This is a genomic window from Aurantimicrobium sp. INA4, from assembly GCF_027924525.1.
Lineage (GTDB): Bacteria > Actinomycetota > Actinomycetes > Actinomycetales > Microbacteriaceae > Aurantimicrobium.
The window spans coordinates 759056-778618 of sequence record NZ_AP027040.1 but is presented as its reverse complement, the minus strand read 5'-3'; the positions used below and the strand labels follow the sequence as shown (position 1 = coordinate 778618).

Sequence of the window (19563 nt, the reverse complement as noted above, 5' to 3'; positions counted from 1 at the left end):
GTTATGCCTTTGCAGCTAGAGCAGGAGCGCTGGTGTAACCGCTAGGTGCAAGTTCTGGGTGATTGAGATCGAACGCAGGAGACTCGCTACGGATACGTGGAATAGAAGTGAAGTTGTGACGTGGGGGTGGGCAAGAAGTAGCCCACTCCAGCGAGCGGCCGTAACCCCAAGGGTCGTTGACCGTCACCTTAGCTCCATAACGAGCGGTGAGGTAGACATTGAGAACCCACGGAAGAAGAGATACAGCCATCAAGAAAGCGCCAACTGTGGAGAGCTGGTTCATCCAGGTGAAACCATCTTCTGGCAAATAAGTGGCGTAACGACGTGGCATACCGATGACACCTAGCCAGTGCTGAACGAGGAATGTCATGTGGAAGCTGATGAAGAACAGCCAGAAGTGCCACATTCCGAGGCGTTCGTTGAGCATCTTTCCGGTCCACTTTGGCCACCAGAAGTAGAAGGCACCAAATAGAGCGAAGATCAAAGCGCCAACAATGACGTAGTGGAAGTGAGCGACGACGAAGTAGGAATCAGACATGTGGAAGTCGAGCACTGGCGAAGCCAGGATGATTCCGGTAAGACCACCAAATACGAAGTTGAATACGAAAGCTAATGCAAACATCATTGGTGTTTCGAATGTGACAGATCCACGGAAGATGGTTCCAATCCAGTTGAAAATCTTCACACCTGTGGGGACCGCAATAAGCATGGTCAGCAGAGCGAAGAATGGAAGTAGAACCGAACCGGTGACATACATGTGGTGAGCCCAGACAGTCATGGACAGAGCACCAATAGCAATGGTTGCGTAAACCAAAGTCTTGTAACCGAAGATGGGCTTGCGGCTAAAGACTGGAATGATTTCCGAGACAACACCAAAGAATGGCAGCGCGAGGATGTAAACCTCAGGGTGACCAAAGAACCAGAACATGTGTTGCCAGAGAATTGCCCCGCCGGTTGCCGCATCGAATACGTGTGCGTCAAAGATTCTGTCAGCAGCTAAACCAAAGAGAGCTACAGCGAGAATTGGGAATACCAGGAGAACAAGGATCGATGTAATCAGAATGTTCCACGAGAAGATCGACATGCGGAACATGGTCATGCCGGGTGCGCGCATGGTGATGATGGTTGTGATGAAGTTCACAGCACCAAGAATGGTTCCAAAACCACCCATTGCAAGACCTAGTACCCACATGTTGGAGCCAATACCAGGTGAGAAGGTGGAGTCGGACAATGGCGCATAAGCAAACCAACCGAAGCTCGCAGCACCTTGAGGAGTCAAGAATCCACCTACGGTGATAAGCGCACCGAAAAAGTAGAGCCAGAACGAGAGCATGTTCAGACGTGGGAAAGCAACGTCAGGAGCTCCAATTTGAAGCGGAAGAATTGCGTTTGCTAGACCAGCGAACAATGGAGTGGCCACTAACAGAAGCATGATTGTTCCGTGCATGGTGAACATCTGGTTGTACTGCTCTTTAGTCTGCAGAACATTGAGACCAGGTGCAAATAGTTGTGCACGAATAATCAGTGCCATCACACCTGCAAGCAGGAAGTACAAAATCGAGGTGATGTTGTACATGTGACCAATGATTTTGTGGTCAGTGGAGGTAAGCCACTTAACGACGATGTTTCCCTTTTTGACAGGACGAGTCACTCCTACTGTCTGAGGCTTCTCAGTAGTAGTAACGACGGGCGTTGGAGTCAGAGTTGAGCTCATCGCAGTTCCTTACTTCGACTCTGTAGCGGATGCAACAACATTCGCTTGGTTTGTAACACGGTCATATTCGTTGCCAAGTTGGCCCTCGAAGCCCTGTTCGCGGAGGCTTTCAATATAGGCATCGTATTCTGCCTGAGAGACAACCTTTACCTGGAAGAGCATCTGTGAGTGGAATTCTCCACACAGTTCAGCACACTTTCCAGCGTAAGTACCCTCACGCTGAGGAATGATGGACATGTAGTTGGTCTTACCCGGAATCATGTCCTTTTTATATAAGAAGTCAATTACCCAGAACGAGTGAATAACGTCACGGGCATTGAGTTGAATTTCAACAGTTTTACCAACAGGTAAGTAAAGGGTTGGTAATGATTCAGGAAGAATCGCCCCTTGAGGAGCATCTGGAGAAAGATCAGGCTGGACCTGGATGCCAGAGTAGTAAACATCTTCGTTGGTGTAGTTGAAGTCCCAGGCCCATTGCTTGCCAAAAGCCTGAATAGTGACTTCAGGGTTATCAAATCGCTTTTCGATAATTGCTTCATCACGAGCTGTGAATGCGAAGAAACCCAGGATAAGGATGAGTGGCACGACTGTGAAGAAAACTTCGATCGGCATGTTGTAACGCAGCTGTACTGGGAGCCCAGTGTCAGTCTTGCGACGGCGGTAAACAACCATCGACCAAAGCATCAAGCCCCAAGCAATGAAACCAACTGCGAAGAGAACAATCCAGCTGTTTACCCAGAAATCGGTGATGAGTTTTGTGTGATTGGTTACTGGCTCTGCACCAGAAACGAAACCAGGCATGTAGCCTGCGAGTTCTTGATCTGTACACGCCGTCATGGCAAGTACCAGCGTTGCTGCTAACGGAATGGCAGCCCATCGGATTCGACGTGTAGAACGCACTTTTGGCCTTTCACAAACACTTTTCAAAGTTCGAATCACACAGAAACGAACATGTTCAACTCTACCCTCAGTAGAGAGGTTATTTTTGTAACAAACGGCCTAATTTTCGCTCTGGTGAAGCAAAAATGAAAGTTCTTTAGTGGAATGAATCCCCACATGCACAGCTACCCTCAGCATTAGGGTTGTCAATGGTAAATCCTTGCTTTTGGATGGTGTCTTCGAAGTCGATAGTGGCACCATCTAGATAGGGAACGCTCATTTTGTCGACAGCGACCTCTACTCCCCCAAAATCAACGACTGCGTCGCCCTCGAGCGAGCGTTCATCAAAGTAAAGCTGGTAAATCAAACCGGAACAACCACCGGGCTGAACGGCAATCCGAAGACGGAGATCATCTCGCCCTTCTTGTGCAAGAAGAGTTTTAACCTTTTCAGCAGCAGCATCGGTCAAACCAACACCGTGTGCACGAGATTGCGTGGTTGTCGTTTCAGTCATTTCCGCTCCTTGGAAGGTGATTCTTCGCTTGTTTAGATTCTATTCTGACAACGTGCTGAGGTGCTGAAGTATTCCTGTGCATTAAGTCGATTTCTGATTACACCGAAGCAAAAAAAGTGACTGAGCAGTAATTGCCTTTTGGAATGAGCTGAGGTCCAAAGATTCATTGGGACTGTGAGCGCAGGAATCAGGATCTTCCACACCTGTGACGAGTACCTGGGCGCCTGGGAAAACATCAACAAAACTTGAAATAAATGGAATTGAACCGCCGACGCCCATCTCAACGCATTCTGTACCAAACGCCTCAGAAAGACATTTCTCCATAGATTTCGCAGCCCAACCTTGAATATCTGTAACAAATCCTTCCCCGGTACTGACATCGGTTATGGAATAAACAGCCTTCGACTTCAAAAACGCTTCTGCGTAGCCAGAAAACGCTTCGAATGCATCCTGTGCACGTTGCCCAGGAGCGACGCGAAGACTGATGCGGGCCGAAATTTCTGGGACAAGAGTGTTTGAAGCATTTTCGATTGAGGGGAAATCTACGCCTGTAACGGTGATAGAAGGTTGCGTCCAAAGCCTGGACAAAACGTCACCGCTCCCAATCAGATCCACTTCAGGAAGCACACCGCTTTCTTCTCGAATTCGCGTCTCAGAATAAGACAGATCCGTAGTTAAAGTCTTGTCTAGACCTGGAATATCGACAGAACCAGACTTGTCATAGAAGCTAGAAACAAGTTGGCTAAATACAGAAAATGAATCGGGAACCACTCCCCCAAACATTCCAGAATGAAGCGCATGGTCGAGTGTTCTGAGACTGAGTTTGAACGTCACGTTTCCGCGCAAAGTTGTTGTCAGTGCAGGGATCGAAGTGTCCCAATTTCCTGAGTCTGCAACAACGATGACATCTGATTCAAGTTTGGCTCGGTAGAGCGAAAGAAAGTTATCAAACGAAGGTGATCCATATTCTTCTTCGCCCTCAATGAAAAGAACAACACCAAGATTCGGAGTGTTTTCCAGTTCTTTCAAGATTCGAATAGACGTCAAGTGAACAAGAATTCCAGCTTTGTCATCAGCACATCCTCGACCGAATAATCGCCCGTCTCGTTGCGTCGCTACAAAAGGTGGTGTTTCCCACAATGAAATATCACCAGGGGGCTGAACGTCATGGTGGGCATATAAAAGGATTGTGGGATATCCAGTCGAAGCTTCTCTTCTGGCAACAACCGCTGGTTGTCCAAGATCTTGTGTCTCACCGATAGAAGCCTTCAGAAGCTCAACAGAGTCAAAAAAATCAAGTTCGTCCACTAGAGAAACAATTTTCTCGGCGCTGCGCTCTACTTCAATTTGGTCAAAGGCAGGCCATGAGACTGAGGGAATTGCCACCAGTTCTGTCAAAGTATCGATTACTTGAGGGAAATGAGACGAAACTTTGAGCTCAACGTCAGGAAGTGAAACGGTCATGCCGGTAATCTTATGTTCGAACGTATCGATTGAAGGAATACCGTGGCGAAAAAGTCTGAAGAGACCCCTGAAACTACTTCACAAGAAGTTGTAGGAAAAGGACATCCAACCCCTAGCCGTAAAGAGCGTGAAGCAGCCAACAAGCGCCCTTTGGTCCCTGACGACCGCAAAGAAGCTCGTCGACTAGAACGCGCACGCATGAACGAAGAACGTAACCGTGCTCGCATCGGTTTAGCTTCTGGCGATGAACGATACCTTCCACTACGCGACCGCGGACCTCAGAAGAAATATGCCCGTGACTATGTAGATGCTCGCTACAACGTCGGTGAATTAATGGTTCCTTTCATGTTCTTGGTCATCATCATGACCTTTATTCCGAGCTTGCCGGTCCAAGAAAGTTCATTCTTGGTGCTGTGGACCTTCTTCTTTATTGCGCTTACTGATGCCATGATTCTGAGTATTCGTCTGCGCAAGAAGATGACTGAAAAGTTCGGCTCCATTGATAAGGGTGTTCGTTGGTATGCCGGCATGCGAAGCTTGCAAATGCGCCCCTTGCGCTTACCCAAGCCACAAGTTGGACGACGTCAGTTCCCCAGCTAAAGCTGTTCTTTGCGCATTTTGCGCAAACGTCTGTTTATAGACAACGCCCATGCAGGGCCGTTGTAGATAAATCCCGAGTATCCCTGCACAAGGGTTGCACCAGCATCGAGACGTTCCTGAATTTGTTGTGCAGTTTCAATACCCCCGACCGAAATCACACACATTTCAGCAGGAACAACGTCACGAAGCTCTTTGAGTACCTCAAGGGATCTGTCATGAAGCGGTGCACCAGATAACCCTCCTGCACCGATTGCGTCCACTTTCTCTAGAGGAGTTAACAAACCACTACGGCTGATGGTGGTGTTCGTCGCAATAATTCCATCTAGTTTGAGCGTGGTGACTAATTGAGCGATTTCACGGATTTCTTCAGAACTCAGGTCAGGAGCAATCTTCACTAACAACGGAGTATTTCCTGAGGCTTCCTTCACAGCCGTCAATAACGGTGACAACGAAGAAGTTTCTTGTAATCCCCTCAAACCTGGAGTGTTGGGGGAACTCACGTTGACAACGAGATAGTCAGCAAGCGGAGCAAGAAGGCGTGTACTGGTCAGGTAATCATCTATCGCATTCTCAACATCCACGATGCGTGATTTACCAATGTTCACTCCGATAACGGGGCGGTGTTTGAGTTTACGAAGTTTGTTGAGCCGTGGAACTGCCGCTGCTGCACCATGATTATTGAAACCCATCCGATTGATGAGGGCCCTATCAGGAATCAGACGGAATAGTCGAGGTTTCGGGTTGCCTGGTTGTGCGTGTGCTGTCAGAGTTCCGACTTCTACGTGACCAAATCCCAGCGCATAAAGGCCAGAAACCATGTTGACATCCTTGTCAAAACCTGCAGCCATGCCGAAAGGCGAATCAAAGTTCAGGCCTAGAGCTTGGACATGGAGTTCTGGAGCAGGCCGGGTAAATGCATGTTTTACGTGGCGAATTCCGGGAAGTCCAGTAATCCGAATGACAAACGCGCCGAGATGATGAGCCTTTTCAGCATCAAGATGTTTGAAAAAAGAATGAAAAATGAAATTGTAGAAACCGTGGCTACCGTTGTGCGTCGTCATTATTCTGAGGCAGGACCATTCGCTCGTTCTGCACGCAATGTTCGAACAGCGGCCTCAAAATCTTCTAGAGATTCAAAAGCTTGATAAACGCTCGCAAAACGCAGGTATGCAACTTCATCTAATTCACGAAGAGACGGCAAGATCGCTAAACCGATTTCATTTGCCTCAATTTGTGAAGCGCCAGTGGCGCGAATAGTTTCTTCAACTTTCTGAGCCAAAACAGCCAAATCAGCATCTGTAACCGGACGACCTTGACACGCTTTACGGACTCCGAGAACGACTTTTTCGCGCGAGAAAGCTTCAACAACACCTGATCGTTTGATAACTGAGAGTGATGCGGTTTCAAGGGTCGAGAATCTGCCGTTGCATTCAGGACACTGTCTACGACGTCTAATCGACAAACCATCATCGCTTGTTCGAGAATCAATCACTCGAGAATCAGAATGACGGCAAAATGGGCAATACATTCGGCTAATTGTCCTCTTGTTCGAAACGAATATCTACAGCATCACCGTGAGCCGGTAAGTCCTCATCATCGGAGAGTGATCTGATGCCTTCGGCTACTGACGACAAGGCGTCCTTGGTATATTCCACAATTTGCTGAGGTCTCAAAAATGTATACGCTCCAAGGCCTGATGAAAAGAGAGCCTGTCCAGCCGTGGGCAAAACGTGATTAGACCCCGCTGAATAATCCCCCAGACTCACCGGAGTGAAATCACCAACAAAAATAGCTCCTGCATTTTTGATCGAAGAAACAAGCTGATGTGCATTAGAGGTATGAATTTCTAAATGTTCCGGAGCATAGGCATTACTGAAATCAACAGCAATATTGAGGTCATCGACAATGACAAGCGCTGATTGATTGCCATTGAGTGAGGTCTCCACACGTTCTGCATGTTTTGTTAACGGCGCCTGCCGAGAAATTTCCTGCGCAGTTGCAGCAGCGAAAACTTCAGAATCTGTCACCAGGACTGCAGATGCCATTTCATCATGTTCTGCTTGGGAAATAAGATCAGCTGCAACGAAAGCGGGATTGGCAGAAGAGTCTGCGATGATCAATATTTCCGTTGGTCCAGCTTCAGAATCGATACCAACAGTTCCCCGGACCAAGCGTTTTGCCGCGGCAACATAAATGTTTCCTGGACCGGTGACGACATTAACAGGTGTCAGTCCCAAATCTGGAACGCCAAATGCGAACGCTCCAACAGCTCCTGCACCGCCCATTGCATAAACCTCAGAAATTCCGAGGAGACCAGCAGCAGCCAAGATGGTCGGATGAACTCTTCCGTCATATTGCGCTTGGGGCGGTGAGGCTAATGCGATAGAGGTCACGCCTGCTACCTGGGCAGGAACTACATTCATGATCACGCTGGATGGATAAACTGCCTTGCCGCCAGGTACGTATAAACCGACCCGTTCAACTGGTTGCCAGCGTTGAATGATGGTCGCTCCGGGAGCAATCATTGTGGAAGTTTGAGAAGGAACCTGAGCTTGAGATCCGAGCCGAACGCGAGAAATAGTTTCTTCGAGTGAAGAGCGAAGTTGTGAGCTGAGTTCAGCAACAGCTTGGTCAATATGCTGTTGAGGGACACGAATATTGTGGCCTGAGACACCATCTAAATTGAACGCTTGCTCCTGTAATGCGAGAACGCCACGTTCACAAACGTCTGAGATTAACTCAGCAGCGATGCTTGAAGCGGTCTGAACATCAAGTGAATTACGTGGAATTAAGGCAAGTAATTCTTCTCGATTAGGTCGTGTTCCGCGAAGGTCTATAGTTCGAATCATGGCCAGTCCAGTCTATTTCCCTACCCGAGACAGCCAGGACCGAGAAGTGACTTGAGTTCACCGAATAAATCAGAATTCACGTTCACTCGTGCTGGCAATTCGAAAACACGGGCAACATCTCCTCGTGTGAGCTTGAGTCGAACTTCTGATTCACCTGGGTGTCTTTTGAGTACTTCTGATAGCTCTGACACTGTCGAAGATGTTGCTCTGATTTCCGGAAGCACAAGATTTAGCGGTGCATTGTTCGTGATGTTTGATCCGAGATCTGGAACAAACATGCTCATAGCTTGGATGTTGACACCGTCATCACGAACATTAACTCGACCCTTGACTGCAAGCACCATGTCAGTTTCGAGCATGGGGCCAAATTCTTGATACGTGCGCCCCAGCAGCATTATGTCAAGCTCTCCCCCGAAATCTTCGAGCTTGATTATTCCGTATGCGTTTCCTGACTTTTTAGCAATGCGCCGTTGAACTTCTGTCACCAGTCCAGCCAGAACAACAATGTCGCCATCATTTGTTTGATCGCTCGTAGTGAGTTCATTGATGGTGATAGTGGCGTGTTTCGCCAATTGGAGTTCTAGCCCTGCCAAAGGGTGATCAGATACGTAAAGACCCAACATTTCACGTTCAAAGGCGAGTTTGTCACGCTTTGTGAATTCGGGACGATCAGGAACTTGAGTGTGATCCTGCTCAAATTCAAACATGTCGCCGAAAAGGTCAACTTGCCCGTTTGCCTCGTTACGCTTCAGGCTGACGGCTGATTCGACCGCGTCTTCATGAATTTCGACCAGTGCTCTTCGGGTATTACCCATAGCGTCAAAAGCACCGGCTTTGATAAGTGATTCCAAAGTCTTTTTATTTGCTACTGGAAGTGGGACTTTCTTCAAGAAGTCATGAAATGAATCGAATCTTCCTTTTTCCAAGCGTGCTGCTTTGATATGTTCAACGACGCCAAATCCCACGTTACGTATGGCACCCATGCCAAAACGGATATCTGTTCCAACTGCCGAAAAGACACCATCAGATTCGTTGACGTCGGGAGCGAGGACGTTCAGACCCATACGTCGACATTCAGAGAGATAAATACCAAGTTTGTCCTTGGAATCACCCACAGAAGTCAACAGTGCAGCCATGTACTCTGCTGGGAAATTTGCCTTGAGATACGCGGTCCAATAACTCAACACGCCATACCCTGCAGAATGAGCCTTGTTGAATGCGTAGTCAGCGAATGGCATGAGGGTATCCCAGAGAATCTTGACGGCACTGGGCGAATATCCGTTGGAAATCATTCCCGCTTCGAAATCGGCAAACTGCTTATCCAGTTCCGACTTTTTCTTCTTTCCCATGGCGCGACGCAAAACATCTGCTTGCCCGAGTGTGAAGCCTGCGACTTTTTGCGCGACAGCCATCACTTGCTCTTGATAGACAATGAGGCCGTATGTTGTTCCCAGAATCTCAGAAAGTGGTTCTTCAAGTTCAGGGTGAATCGGCTCAATTTCTTGCAGACCATTTTTGCGAAGCGCATAGTTTGTATGCGAATTCATTCCCATTGGACCTGGTCGGTAAAGGGCAATAACCGCGGAAATATCTTCGAAGTTTGTTGGTTTCAATTGCCTCAATAGTGCACGCATGGGACCGCCATCGAGCTGGAAAACTCCAAGTGTGTCCCCTCGAGAGAGGAGTTCGTACGTTGCAGGGTCTGCATCTAGGTCAAGTGTTTCAGGTTCTACGATAATTCCACGGTTGTTCTTGATATTGACCAAAGCATCCTGAATAACCGTGAGGTTACGAAGACCTAAGAAGTCCATTTTGAGTAGCCCCAAAGACTCACAAGGGGGCTGGTCAAACTGGGTGATGATTGCTCCATCATCTTCGCGTTTCATGATGGGGATAACATCCATCAGCGGTTCAGCCGACATGATCACACCAGCAGCGTGAACACCCCATTGGCGTTTGAGATTTTCGATTCCCTGAGCTGTGTTGAACACTGTTTGCGCATCAACATCAGATTCCAAGACTGAGCGGAAATCATTTGCTTCTTTATATCGCGCTGACTGGGGATCCATGATCTCGGTAAGGGAGATATCTTTGCCCATAATCGAGGGCGGCATTGCCTTTGTCAGTTTTTCACCGACCGAATATGGCATACCAAGTACACGGGCAGAGTCTTTCAGTGCTTGTTTTGCCTTGATTGTGCCATAGGTCACGATTTGTGCAACACGATCATCACCATATTTTTCGGTGACGTATTTGATGACCTCACCGCGGCGACGATCATCAAAGTCAACGTCAACATCCGGCATAGAAACACGCTCAGGGTTGAGGAAACGCTCAAAAATGAGACCGTGATGCAGAGGGTCCAGTTCAGTAATTCCCATGGCATAAGAAGCGAGTGAACCTGCTGCCGAACCGCGGCCCGGTCCAACACGAATGCCTTGCTTTCGGGCCCATGCAATGAAATCCGCAACAACTAGGAAGTAGCCGGGGAAACCCATTTGAATAATGACATCAACTTCATACTTAGCTTGAGCTTGATGTGCTTCAGGAACGCCCAGAGGGAACCTTTTTTCCAACCCGGCAGCTACTTCTTTCTCAAACCAGCTGGCCTCAGTTTCTCCTTCAGGCACAGGAAAACGCGGCATGAGGTCACGCTTTTCGAAACTGGTTTCGCAACGTTCTGCGATGAGGAGAGTGTTGTCGCATGCCTCGGGGTAATCGGCAAAGAGTCGACGCATTTCTGCTGCAGATTTAAGATAGAACTCGTTAGATTCGAATTTAAATCTGTTTGGGTCATCAAGAGTTGAGCCCGACTGAACACATAACAATGCAGCATGCGCGTCTGCATCGTGTGCATGCGTGTAATGAAGATCATTCGTTGCTACAAGAGGCAATCCCAAGTCTTTGGAGAGCTTGATCAGATCAGTAACTACCCGTCGCTCAATATCTAACCCATGATCCATAATTTCAACAAAGAAATTCTCAGCTCCGAAAATGTCTCGGAACTCAGCTGCTGCTTCACGAGCTTCTGCGTATTGGCCTATACGCAAACGGGTTTGTATTTCACCACCTGGGCATCCTGTTGTCGCAATCAATCCTTTGCCGTAGGTATTGAGTAGTTCTCTGTCCATGCGAGGCTTGAAGTAATAGCCCTCTAGCGACGCAAGAGACGACATCTTGAAGAGGTTATGCATACCCTCCGTCGATGCCGATAGGAGCGTCATGTGGGTATAAGCACCACCACCGGAGACGTCATCATCTCCCCCGTTGTTCCAACGAACACGAGTTTTGTCTGTACGGTGTGTTCCCGGAGTGAGGTAAGCCTCTGTACCAATGATGGGCTTAATTCCGGCATCGGTCGCGGTGTTCCAGAAGTCGTAGGCCCCAAACATGTTTCCATGGTCGGTAATCGCAATTGCCGGCATACCAGCATCAACAGCTGCCTGGATAAGTGGTTTGACGCGAGCAGCGCCATCAAGCATGGAGTATTCAGAATGTACGTGGAGATGAACGAACGAGTCGTTGTTCTTCGCCATCTTCACTCCAGTTAGTAACAGTCTCAGCTAGCCCATTCTATGGCTTACGCCGTATGAGAATGAGGAGCACGCCGGCTATGGCGACTGCTCCAATAGACCATTCAATAACACGGCCAAATGACATCGCAGGAGTGATAGTGGTACTCAAGGGAACAGTAGTCAACATCTCAGCAGGCTGGTAAGCAGGAATGCTATCTAAGGTTGAACCATCTGGACTGATAACAGCTGAAGTACCCACGGTTGAAATGTTCACAACAGATCGAGCTGTTTCAATAGCCCTAAGCCGAGCAATAGAAAGCTGTTGTAGATTCTCTGATGTTTTACCGAAATCAGCATTATTTGTCTGGGCAAGGATAATTTCTGCGCCATCACCAATCATCAAATAGGCCTGGTTATCATCTGTGATGTCGAAGCAGATAGATATGCCTGCAAGAACACCATTGATGTCGACAACATTTGGTCGTGTTCCAAAACTGTAATCTCGGGTGACGAGATCAACCAGATCAGGTTGAAATAGCCGCCAAAACTCTCGGTTTGGCATGTATTCGGCAAAAGGTACTGGGTGGATTTTGTCGTATTGCGCAAGGGCTTTATCGGTCCATACCAAGGAAGAGTTGAAGACTCTGTCCTGTTCATCAACAGTAATTGTTCCGGTAACAATGGGGGCATCTAACTTTGCAGACACCGCAGTAAGAACTTGTGCCGCCAAAACAGATTGCAGCGGGTTGAGATCACTTGCGTTCTCAGGCCACACAATCATGTCAATGTCTTGGCCCTGATAGGGCAAAGTACCGGAAACATGATCTTGCAGTATTGATCCGGGGGCGCCTCTATCGAATAATCCAGCGCGTGAATTGCCTTGAACAGAAAGGACGTTGGTGTATCCAGTAATTTCATGTGGAAATGCGGGTACAGCGAGTATTGACACAAAAAACAAAACTGGGAATGCCAATAATGTCGTTTGTCGTTCACGAAGAGTTTGGAAAAATATCGCAGAGCTGACTACAACGAGGAAAGTCAGCCCGGCAGTGCCAACCCACGCGACATTTTGAGCCAAAGGGCTCTCAGCTTGCGATTGAGCCATCCGGCCCCAAGAAAACCCCCCGTACGGCCAAACACTCGTGATTGACTCGCGAAGAGTCCACACTGAAGCCAGAACAATACTGACAACCCCAATTCGAGCCCAACGTGATGGCCATCGTTGTGGGCCGCGGTTAATGACAATTCCTGACACAGCAGCTCCGACACCAAAGAAGAGTGCCTGAAGTATTCCCAATGCAAGCCAGGGAACTGGGCCTAGATAGAGGGTGAGCCAATTAATGAGAGAAAGCCAGAATGTAGCTCCCGTGATTGTTCCGACAAGAAACCCAGTCCAGAAACCGCGACCGATGAGACTCCAGTACAAAATGAAAACACCGACGAAAGCCAACGGCCAAAAGGCAGTTGCCGGGAAGGCAGCAGAAAGTGTAAAACCTGCTACGACAGCAAGTATTAGAGATATCCCAAAACTCATTCTCTTCATTTACACCACCGCAGAATAGGCAACGATGCCACGACGGACCTGGTCCAGTGAATCGCGAGCAGTTTTCTGAAGTTCACCGTCAGTAACCTGTGCAAGTTGATCTAGTAGATCGATGGTTTGTTTAGCCCAGCGAACAAAGTCACCGGCTGGCATATCAGCATCGAAGAGGACATTATCTAATCGGTCACCTTTGGCCCATTTATACATTGCTAAACACAGCCCTGTAGCTAGCGGAGATGTTCCAGGAAGCTTGTGATAGTTCTCTAACTCATCCAGGTCCGCCCAGAGACTTTGGGTTTCATGAAGTGCATCGAGAAATTTACCTCGAGGGAGATATCTTTCGTTGATCAGCCCCTCTTCACGACGTGGTTCAAAGACAATTGCACAAGCCATCGCAGCCAATGAGGGCACATCAAGTTCATTCCACAGCTGTAAACGAATGCTCTCGGCAATCAGAAGATCACGTTCTCCGTAGATCTTTCCGAGATACTCCCCCTTAGGCGTGAGTGAGAACTCTGTACCCTGAGGATCTTTCATCAAATAGTCAATATCCACCAGAACATCGCAAACACGATCAAAAATTCGAGCAACAGCACCGGTGCGCGTATTGATTTGTTGAACAATTTTGTCGGTGTCGCGTTTGAGTCTCCACCATCGCTCTGCCCAGCGGGCATGCTGTTCGCGATCAGGGCAATGATGACATGCATGAGACTTCAATTGCTTTCGAAGTGAATTCAGTTCCGCACTACGTTTTTCCTTAGCTGCTCGAGAACCTGACTCAGATTGCTTTTCGATGTCTGTCAGTTTCCGACGAAGCGCTGCATATTCAACAAAATCACCCAAATGGCAGGTCATTGGTTCTGCGTAACCAGCTAACGTTTCTTCTTGTTGCTTTACTTTTCTTGCTAAATCAACAACGGCACGGTCCGCCTGAAACTGGGCAAAACTACTTTCAAGAATGTCCCTAGTTCGTGCACGACCAAATTGTTCGATCAGGTTAATGGCCATGTTGTAGGTTGGGCGAAAGCTTGAGTTCAGCGGATACGTTCTCCTACTGGCCAAACTTGCGACTGTTTGTGGGTCCAAATTATTGGACCACTGAATCAGTGAGTGACCTTCGACATCAATACCGCGACGGCCTGCACGACCAGTGAGTTGAGTGTATTCGCCTGGAGTCAGAGGAAGTCGTGCTTCGCCGTTAAATTTCTCAAGTTTTTCCAAAACAACAGTCCTTGCCGGCATATTGATACCTAATGCAAGAGTTTCAGTGGCAAAAACCACTTTGACTAATTTCTTTTGAAATAACTCTTCAACAACTTCCTTGAATGCAGGCAAAAGTCCAGCATGGTGAGCTGCAACTCCGCATTCCAAGCCGTCAATCCAGTCCCAATACCCCAAGACACCCAAGTCTTCATCGGGAATAGGCGAACATCGTTGTTCAACTATTTCGCGAATTTCTTCTCTTTCTTCTGCTGTCGTCAGACGAATACCCGACCGCAAAACCTGTGAGACTGCTTGATCACAACCAGCTCGGCTGAAAATAAACGAAATCGCGGGAAGGAGATTCTTCTCTGCAAGTAGTTCAATAATTTGTGCACGGTCCATGCGGCCTTGTAGAGGTGCATTCATCGCATAATTGGGTTTATTTCTTCCGCCGCGATGTGAATTGCGCCCTGCTGAGCGAATATGAGGAGCTCGTTGATGGGAATGTGCCAACCTCAGAAGTTCCGGGTTAACACGAGTGGTTGCGCCTGACCCAGCTGAGTCAAAGAGGTCAATAAATTTGTTACCTACCAACACATGTTGATCTAACGGCACGGGACGATCTTCAGAAACAATGATTTCAGTGTTTCCGCGGACAGCTTGGAGCCAATCTCCGAACTCCTCTGCGTTTGACACGGTTGCACTCAAACCAACAAGACGAACATGTTGAGGTAAATGGATAATGACTTCTTCCCACACAGCACCACGGAATCTGTCCGCAAGGTAGTGAATTTCATCCATCACAACGAATTTGAGGTTTCTTAGTAAGTCACTGTCTGCATAGAGCATGTTTCTCAACACCTCGGTGGTCATCACCATGATGCGTGCAGTGGGATTGATGTTGGTGTCACCAGTGAGCAAACCAACGTTACTTGCGCCCCACTCATCAACGAACTCGTTATATTTCTGATTCGACAACGCTTTCATTGGTGTCGTGTAAAACAATTTGTCTGTCTCTGTCGACATCGCAAGAAAGACAGCAAATTCAGCAACAACTGTTTTCCCTGCCCCTGTTGGTGCAGCAACCAATACTGAGCTACCAGCCTCGAGTACATTTGCCGCAGCAATTTGAAAAGGGTCAAGGTCAAAAGTTCTTCGTTCCCGAAATTCATTGACCAAGGGCGTCTTTTTGCGCGATTGTGCCATTGCGTAACGTTCAGCAGCTGTGAGCTCGGCCATTGTTACGCAGACAATGGTTCTGTTGGCGGTAAGGCACTTGCCTCATCTGGGTTCACGGAATCTGTCTTTTTTGCGACCCTTTTATCGTGAAGCCAGGCGATGCCAGCAGCCAGGAAGAAAAGCATCACCATCGGAATAGCCAGCAAGAACATTGATAGAACATCTGCTGCAGGAGTTGCAATCGCGGTGAACAACGTAATCATCAAAATAGCTATGCGCCACGACTTGAGGATGCTCTGAGAAGAGATGAGCCCTGCAAAGTTGAACAAGACGAGGAAGACCGGCAATACAAAGGCAACGCCGACCACGATGACAAGTTTGAGTACAAAATCAAAATACGTCTTAGCTTCGATAATTGACGTATCTTCACTGGGAGCAAAGCTCGTCATCAGCGCGACAATATGAGGATAGACGTACCACCCTGCTGCGCTACCCAAGAAGAATAAAGGGATTGCGCTGAACATAAAGCCCAGGGTGTATTTTTTCTCCTGTTTTGTCAGACCCGGTACAAAAAAAGCCCAAATCTGATATAGCCAAAACGGGCTCGAGATGACGATTCCGACTGTAAAAGCAATTTGTAGCTTGAGATCAAATGCACTTGTAATCGAGTTGTAGTTGATAGTAGCGACTCTGTCTTGGGTTTCTGCAACTGCGTAGATGGGATCACGCAACAGAGCCAGCAAGTAATCAGAGGCAAACCATCCCACTACTGCACCCAAAACAATGAACAGCGCGGCTAAATACAGTCTCTTGCGCAACTCAACAAGATGCCCACTCAGGGGCATTCTTGCTTCGCGTGCCGAGCTTCGGCGAGGACGTGTCGCCATGACTAATTTAGGAAGTCTTGGAAGAGTCGTTAATCTCGCTGCTGGTCTGGTCAGCAGGCTTGTCATCGTCCTTCATTTGCTTGACTTCACTCTTGAAGATACGCATGGACTGACCAAGTGAGCGTGCAAGACCGGGAAGTTTTGGTGCCCCAAACAACAGCAGGACAACAGCAATGATGATGAGCAGGTGCCAACCAGAGAGATTTCCAAGCATCAGTTTGTCCTTACTACACGAGGGATGGTTCTAGTTTAGGCGGTATATCTGGCAAGTGCCTGATTGGCCCACTCTTGGACAGCTGTAACTGCTTCCGTAGGGGAAATCACACGAATGAGTCCGGGCACTTGTGAAACAAAAATCGGGACAGATTCTAAGCTCGCAAAAGAAACCTCTATGACAACAGATTCATCTCCTAAGTGGGAAACAATCCTGGGGTTATACGCAGAAATGAGGCTCAATGCTGAGGTTTCTGTGTGAAATTGGACACGAATATCTGTTTCAGAAACATCGAAGAGTTCATCTGTTAGCTCGTTCGCAGATACCGGTGAAGAATACTTTTCATCTGAAAGTTCGAGTTGAGAAATTCGGTCTAACCGAAATGTTCGAAGAGCCTGTCGGTCATGACACCAGGAACGCAAGTACCAAGTTGGCCCAACTAAATCTAGTCTCAGGGGATCAACTGTGCGAAGCTGTTCAATTCCTTGACCATTCCTGTAACGAAAACGTATGGACTTCTCTGAAGCAACTGCAGTTGTGATGACATCAACATCAACAGGCATCTCTGCTGCACTGATAAGGAGATTCTCTGGTGTAGCTGAAGCTCCAGCGGAAATTTTCTTCAGTAACGTCGAAATAATCTCTTTGTCGGAATCTGGAACAATCCCGGAAATGTACTGAAGTCCTGCAACAAGTGCCGCTGCTTCTCTCGCGGAAAACCTAGGAGTAGCTTCGACACCAACATGAGACCACAGCTCTACCTGTGCTTCATTTTCAAATAAATCCCAATTGATATCAAACAAGTCAGAATGCTGATAAAAACCGTTGTCTCCAGGAATTCCTGACATAGCCAAGAGTTGAACTAATTCCTCTACTTGAGAAGTCGTGATGTCAAAATGATCCGCTAGTTCAAGTACCGAAACGGGTGCATGTTCTAAAAGGTAAGGAACGAAAGACATTAACAATGTCACACGATCTGACGCTTCAAGTCGGGAAGAGCTGACCATTATTGCCCCTTCGGATTAAGCATTGACTCAAAACGTGAAATGACCGCGGAGGTTAATTCTGGAGGGGAAACAACTTTCAGTTGATCACCAAATTTCACAAGGTCATCAGCAAGAATCTCAAGATCTGAGTATCCAAAAGTAAGTGTTGTGAGCTCAGGACTGATGGCTTGCTCTGATGCGATACGAAGTTGGGCATCGGAACCAGGTTGAACTTCAATGACTGCCTTGTTAATTTTTGTGAGCTCAATGAGTTCCAACTCGAGCTGCTTTGCATAGGAGGCCTCAGGTCGTGGAAAAGTTTTTTGAGGTATTCGATTGGGATTAGAAACGATTCTCCTGAGCAGGAAGGTGCGTTGAGCATCCACATCTAAATCGTGCGCAAGTACGTACCACAACCCTTTCCACTGGAGCATTGCCAAGGGTGCAACAGTTCTTAGCTGTGGTTTAGACATACCTGGTTTGAGGTAGTTGAAGGTAAGTATGAGTTCACCGTCGAGTGCTTCCTCAATAGCTGCAAATGCCTTGTCGTTGGTTCGTATATGTGGCGCAACACCAATAAGTGGATCATTTGCGGAGATTCCCAACGACTTGATTTTTGTGAGTGCATGGCGCGATTCAGCCGAGAGTGATGCTTCCCGCCACGCAGTAGCGGCAAGGTTGATGAGTGTCATTTCGTCCGAGGTAAAGGTCACATCTTCGGGGAAGTCATAATTTTTTCGTGAAATGGAATATCTGATGTTGTGAGTTTGACCTTCCTCCTCTGGAAGTTCAAGTGTGTCGATGACGACACCCATTGCACGAATTTCTTCTTTGTCACGTTCAAACATTTTGTCGAGAGCACTATTCGCACTGAAATCATAAATCTCGGCATAACCCCGAACAGACCGCAAAATGTCTGTCTTCGTAAGACCCTCTCGCGAAGAAACGAGAGCCAAAATCAAACTAAAAAGACGGTCTTCTTTCTTGACACGAGACCCTGCTTTTCCAGCCATATTTGACTACTTTGTTGTGCCCAAAATGTCGATAACGAAAACAAGTGTTGACCCTGGAGGAATTGTTCCATTTTCCTGTTCTCCATAAGCAAGCTCAGGTGGGATGACTGCAAGAATCTGTGATCCGACAGTTTGGCCTTCAATCGCTTGAGCAAAACCTGGAACAACCCCGTTGAGGCTAAATGTTGCTGGAGTATTTCGTGACCAACTTGAATCGAAAACCGTTCCATCACTCCATAAAACGCCTGTGTAGTGGACTGTTACTGATGCTCCAGCAGAAACAACTGGACCATCCCCCTTGATGAGAACTGCAGTTTCAAGCTTTGTTGGTGGGGCAGTTTTGGGAACCGTGATACCAGGAACACCGTTCGCGTCGAGCACAACCGTAGGCATGCCATCTGGTGATGGCTGTGATTTACCGGTTGCTCGAGCAAGACTCGTCGATACAAGGTCAGCGATCACGACGATGGGCGTTTTTTCACCAAGGTCACCAATAGTGTTCCCGTTAGGGTCCAGAAGATCGGTAGGTGCAATGACAGAAACAATTTGGCTTCCAGCTTTTGCACACTGAAGAGTTGCAATTAGGCCACTGACGAGAGTGTTTTCAGAAAGAGTTGTGGTTTGAAGATCTGAGCCGTCATAAGAGGTTTGACCGATAAGCTCTCCGGTTTCACCGTTGTAAAGAGTGAAGTCGACTGCTACTGCTCCCCCTGGAAGTGCAGGAGCACCATCTCCTTCGACAAGAATTTTGCGTTCAGTCTTGGTGGCCTTGAGTGGGGTTGGGAAAGTTGCTGTAGGAATCTCACCAAAGCCACCTTCAACCTTGACCGAATCCACAACAGATCCGCTTGAAGCCAACGGGGTGCACTCTGGTGCGCTCGAATTAGCACTCGAGCATCCGACAAGACCAATGACGAGAGCAAGACCAGCTACAGCTGCAACAATTCGACGCATAATTCCTCAGAGTCCGTTTGGAGAGTTGTCTCCCCCACGGTTCAAGCTT

16 protein-coding genes are annotated in these 19563 nt (G+C 47.8%); 1 reads left to right on the top strand and 15 read right to left on the bottom strand.

Going from position 1 to position 19563, the window contains the following annotated elements; all coding sequences use genetic code 11:
• Position 1: 1 nt before the first annotated feature.
• The 4 genes from ctaD to AINA4_RS03875 all read right to left on the bottom strand — a co-directional run bounded on the left by ctaD (position 2) and on the right by AINA4_RS03875 (position 4571).
• Positions 2-1714, bottom strand: a complete 1713-nt coding sequence (gene ctaD, locus AINA4_RS03890; RefSeq protein WP_281787611.1) for a cytochrome c oxidase subunit I — start codon at positions 1712-1714, stop codon at positions 2-4.
• A gap of 9 nt (positions 1715-1723) precedes the next feature.
• The gene (gene coxB / locus AINA4_RS03885; RefSeq protein ID WP_172418242.1) at positions 1724-2614 is read right to left on the bottom strand and encodes a cytochrome c oxidase subunit II; all 891 of its coding nucleotides are present in this window, start codon (positions 2612-2614) and stop codon (positions 1724-1726) included.
• Positions 2615-2750: 136 nt separating this feature from the next.
• Positions 2751-3107, bottom strand: coding sequence for an iron-sulfur cluster assembly accessory protein (locus AINA4_RS03880; protein ID WP_280798899.1), 357 nt, complete (start codon positions 3105-3107; stop codon positions 2751-2753).
• 81 nt (positions 3108-3188) lie between these two features.
• Positions 3189-4571 (bottom strand): dipeptidase, encoded by a 1383-nt coding sequence (locus tag AINA4_RS03875; protein WP_281787610.1) that lies wholly within the window; start codon positions 4569-4571, stop codon positions 3189-3191.
• A 42-nt stretch (positions 4572-4613) separates the two neighbouring features.
• Between AINA4_RS03875 and AINA4_RS03870 the strand changes: the two genes are divergently transcribed.
• Positions 4614-5171, top strand: coding sequence for a DUF3043 domain-containing protein (locus AINA4_RS03870; RefSeq protein WP_281787609.1), 558 nt, complete (start codon positions 4614-4616; stop codon positions 5169-5171).
• Here AINA4_RS03870 and AINA4_RS03865 read toward each other — a convergent pair.
• Genes AINA4_RS03865 through AINA4_RS03815 form a run of 11 tightly spaced genes read right to left on the bottom strand, consistent with a single transcriptional unit; the run spans position 5168 to position 19514 of the window.
• On the bottom strand, positions 5168-6232 hold the full coding sequence (locus AINA4_RS03865) for a quinone-dependent dihydroorotate dehydrogenase (protein ID WP_281787608.1): 1065 nt from the start codon (positions 6230-6232) through the stop codon (positions 5168-5170). The genes AINA4_RS03870 and AINA4_RS03865 overlap by 4 nt on opposite strands.
• A complete protein-coding gene (gene nrdR, locus AINA4_RS03860) occupies positions 6232-6699 on the bottom strand; it encodes a transcriptional regulator NrdR (RefSeq protein WP_281787607.1) in 468 nt (155 codons plus the stop codon). Before nrdR ends, AINA4_RS03865 begins: the two co-directional genes overlap by 1 nt.
• A 4-nt stretch (positions 6700-6703) precedes the next feature.
• A complete protein-coding gene (hisD, locus tag AINA4_RS03855) occupies positions 6704-8020 on the bottom strand; it encodes a histidinol dehydrogenase (RefSeq protein ID WP_281787606.1) in 1317 nt (438 codons plus the stop codon).
• A gap of 20 nt (positions 8021-8040) precedes the next feature.
• Positions 8041-11556, bottom strand: a complete 3516-nt coding sequence (dnaE, locus tag AINA4_RS03850; RefSeq protein ID WP_281787605.1) for a DNA polymerase III subunit alpha — start codon at positions 11554-11556, stop codon at positions 8041-8043.
• 37 nt (positions 11557-11593) lie between these two features.
• Positions 11594-13078 carry an apolipoprotein N-acyltransferase gene (gene lnt / locus AINA4_RS03845; RefSeq protein ID WP_281787604.1) on the bottom strand — a complete coding sequence of 495 codons (1485 nt, stop codon included), beginning with the start codon at positions 13076-13078 and terminating at the stop codon, positions 11594-11596.
• A complete protein-coding gene (locus AINA4_RS03840) occupies positions 13079-15520 on the bottom strand; it encodes a DEAD/DEAH box helicase (protein ID WP_281787603.1) in 2442 nt (813 codons plus the stop codon).
• Between the two features lie 2 nt (positions 15521-15522).
• The gene (gene tatC, locus AINA4_RS03835; protein WP_348773308.1) at positions 15523-16347 is read right to left on the bottom strand and encodes a twin-arginine translocase subunit TatC; all 825 of its coding nucleotides are present in this window, start codon (positions 16345-16347) and stop codon (positions 15523-15525) included.
• Between the two features lie 7 nt (positions 16348-16354).
• Positions 16355-16561 (bottom strand): Sec-independent protein translocase subunit TatA, encoded by a 207-nt coding sequence (tatA, locus tag AINA4_RS03830; protein WP_281787602.1) that lies wholly within the window; start codon positions 16559-16561, stop codon positions 16355-16357.
• 35 nt (positions 16562-16596) lie between these two features.
• Entirely contained in the window at positions 16597-17568 is a 972-nt protein-coding gene (locus tag AINA4_RS03825; RefSeq protein ID WP_281787601.1) for a WYL domain-containing protein, read from the bottom strand.
• The gene (locus tag AINA4_RS03820) at positions 17568-18560 is read right to left on the bottom strand and encodes a WYL domain-containing protein (protein ID WP_281787600.1); all 993 of its coding nucleotides are present in this window, start codon (positions 18558-18560) and stop codon (positions 17568-17570) included. The genes AINA4_RS03825 and AINA4_RS03820 overlap by 1 nt, the downstream gene beginning before the upstream one ends.
• 6 nt (positions 18561-18566) lie before the next feature.
• Entirely contained in the window at positions 18567-19514 is a 948-nt protein-coding gene (locus AINA4_RS03815; protein ID WP_281787599.1) for an FKBP-type peptidyl-prolyl cis-trans isomerase, read from the bottom strand.
• Positions 19515-19563 lie beyond the last annotated feature (49 nt).